The following is a 2,562-nucleotide window of genomic DNA, read 5'->3' as shown; positions in this document are numbered from 1 at the left end:
GTCCTCGAGCACGCCGGAGGATACACCCGACAGGACCGTTTCGGTGAAGCGCCGTCGTCGATCGATAACTTCGCTGGCCGTGACCAGCCCGTCGCGCTGCCGGCGCAGCTCCGCCGTCATCTTGTTGAAGGTTTCACCGAGATGGGCAAGGTCGCCCTCCGATCGTCGTATCGGGACCTGGACATAGAAATTGCCGCTGGAGACCTGGTCGGTCGCGTGGATCATGCGTCGGATCGGCGCCACGAGCCCGTTGGCGAAACTGAGTCCGATCCAGATCGCCGAAAGCAGCAGGATGACGGCGATCAGGGCATACATCGAGGCAAAGGCGATCTGCACGCCCTTCCGGCGTGCATCGATCGAGAGATACTCGACGGCGGCGCCACGGGCGACGGCCGGAAACTCGACGGCGAGCGGGTTCACCTCACGGGCGACATAGAGGAAAGCGTTGTCGTAGGTCGGCAGCTTGACCAGCGCGCCGAAGATGCGCCCGGTCGAGGGCAGCACGCAGATCGGCTCGGGCGAGGATTGCGCATCCTCGAACGCGGCTTCATCGGGTTTTGGCGCATCGCGCAGCACATCGATATTCGCCCTGACGAGGACCGTCGCCGGCGGGCGCATGATCGTGGCGACCGGCACGCCAAGCGCCGTGGCACGGGCTGTCAGGAAGTTCTCGAACCATTTGCGGTCGGCATCGAAGGCAGGTTTCGCCCGCGTCAGATCGTCCGCCAGCACACGGATTTCGCGGCCGAGCGACTGGCACTGGCCCGCCGCATAGGCGTCGGCGACCTCGACCGATTTGAAGATGGCATCGCGCATCCGATCCKAGAACCAGGGCTCGAGGCCGCGTTCGATGGTAACGGTCGCGATCACCGCCACGAGCACCGCCGGCAAGGCGGCAATGATGCTGAACAGGCCGACGATGCGGACATGCAACCCGGCGGCCGCAGCCCCGGCACGCCTTGCCCGGATCAGCACCGCCGTCTCGAATGCGACGATGATCAGCAGCAGCAGGATCAGGAAGCCGTTGAGCACGAAGACGCCGATGACGACCTCGTGCACCGGCACGATGGGAGTCGCGCCGGACAGGACGAGGAACGTCACCAGTGCCGAGACGAGCGCGAACACGACGACGAGGGCCCCGAGCCAGCCCGAGACGCGTCGCGGCGTATCCTCGCCACGCGGCGTGATCCTGATATCGCTGATGGAGGCGGTCACTCTGTCTCAACAACTCCGCGAAAGCCGGACGCAAGGGTGCCCGGCTCGGCGCACTGATGCGCCGCCGCAACGGTGTTGTCAAAATATGACATATGAAAGGCAGGAAACCGCTGCCCCGCCTTACAAAGGCTCAGCGTGGCGAGCGGACCACCTGCATGTCGAGTTCCCGAATCTTCTTGCGCAGGGTGTTGCGATTGAGCCCGAGCAGCTCGGCTGCGCGGATCTGGTTGCCGCGGGTTGCGGCAAGCGCAGCGGCGATCAATGGCGGTTCGACCTCGCGCAAGATACGGTGATAGAGGCCGGGTGGCGGGATATTGTCGCCGAACCCGCCGAAATACTGACCGAGATGACGCTCGACCGAACCGGACAAGGTCTCCGCCCGCTCCGGCCCCGAGCTATGGGCGAAGCTCGAGGTTGCGGAGGCCGGCTGCAGTTCGGCCTCGACGATCGGTGCGGTGATCGTCTCCTGTGGATAGAGGGCAGCGAGGCGCCGGACGAGATTTTCCAGTTCGCGGACATTGCCCGGCCAGCGATAGCGCCGCATCACGTCCATCKCTTCCGAATCGATCTGCTTGCGCGGCAACCCTTCCTTCTCGACCAGCGAGAAGAAGTGCCGAACGAGATCCGGAATGTCTTCGACCCGCTCGCGCAGCGGCGGCAGCCTGATCGGCACGACGTTGAGCCGGAAGAACAGATCCTCGCGGAACAGTCCCTGCGCGATCGAGATACGCAAATCCTTGTTGGTCGCCGCCACGATCCGGACATTCGTCCTGATCGGCGTGCGTCCACCGACCGTCGTGTATTCGCCCTGCTGCAGCACTCGCAGGAGCCGCGTCTGGGCCTCCATCGGCATGTCGCCGATTTCGTCGAGGAAGAGCGTGCCGCCCTCGGCTTGCTCGAAGCGGCCGGAAGAGCGGGTGAGTGCGCCGGTGAAGGCGCCCTTCTCATGGCCGAACAGTTCGGATTCGATCAGGTCCTTCGGAATGGCGGCCATGTTGATGGCGACGAAGGGACCGTTGCGGCGCTTGCCGTAATCGTGGAGCGCGCGGGCAACCAACTCCTTGCCTGTGCCGGACTCGCCGTTGATCATCACGGTGAGATCGATCGGCATCAGCCTCGCGAGCGCCCGGTAGACGTCCTGCATGGCGGGCGAACGGCCGATCAGCGGAATGTCATCGGGCTCGGCCGCGGCATTGGCACGTCCGCCATCGCCGCGCGGCCGCGAGAGGGCTCTCCCGACGATCGCGACGAGTTCCTTCAGATCGAAGGGCTTCGGCAGATATTCATAAGCGCCGCGCTCGGACGCCTTGATCGCGGTCATGAAGGTGTTCTGCGCGCTCATCACGA

Annotated in this window: 2 protein-coding genes; both read right to left on the bottom strand. The window is 64.8% G+C overall.

What is annotated here, in order from left to right:
- A partial coding sequence (locus AC1DJT_RS35980; protein ID WP_476835985.1) for a HAMP domain-containing protein occupies window positions 1-1,215 on the bottom strand: 1,215 nt, incomplete at its 3' end.
- Window positions 1,216-1,345: 130 nt separating this feature from the next.
- A partial coding sequence (gene ntrC / locus AC1DJT_RS35975) for a nitrogen regulation protein NR(I) (protein WP_476835984.1) occupies window positions 1,346-2,562 on the bottom strand: 1,217 nt, incomplete at its 5' end.

This window comes from Allobosea sp. 05T422_2 (assembly GCF_056396265.1).
The sequence above is the reverse complement of the archived record's forward strand: the minus strand, read 5'-3'. Positions and strand labels throughout refer to the sequence as shown.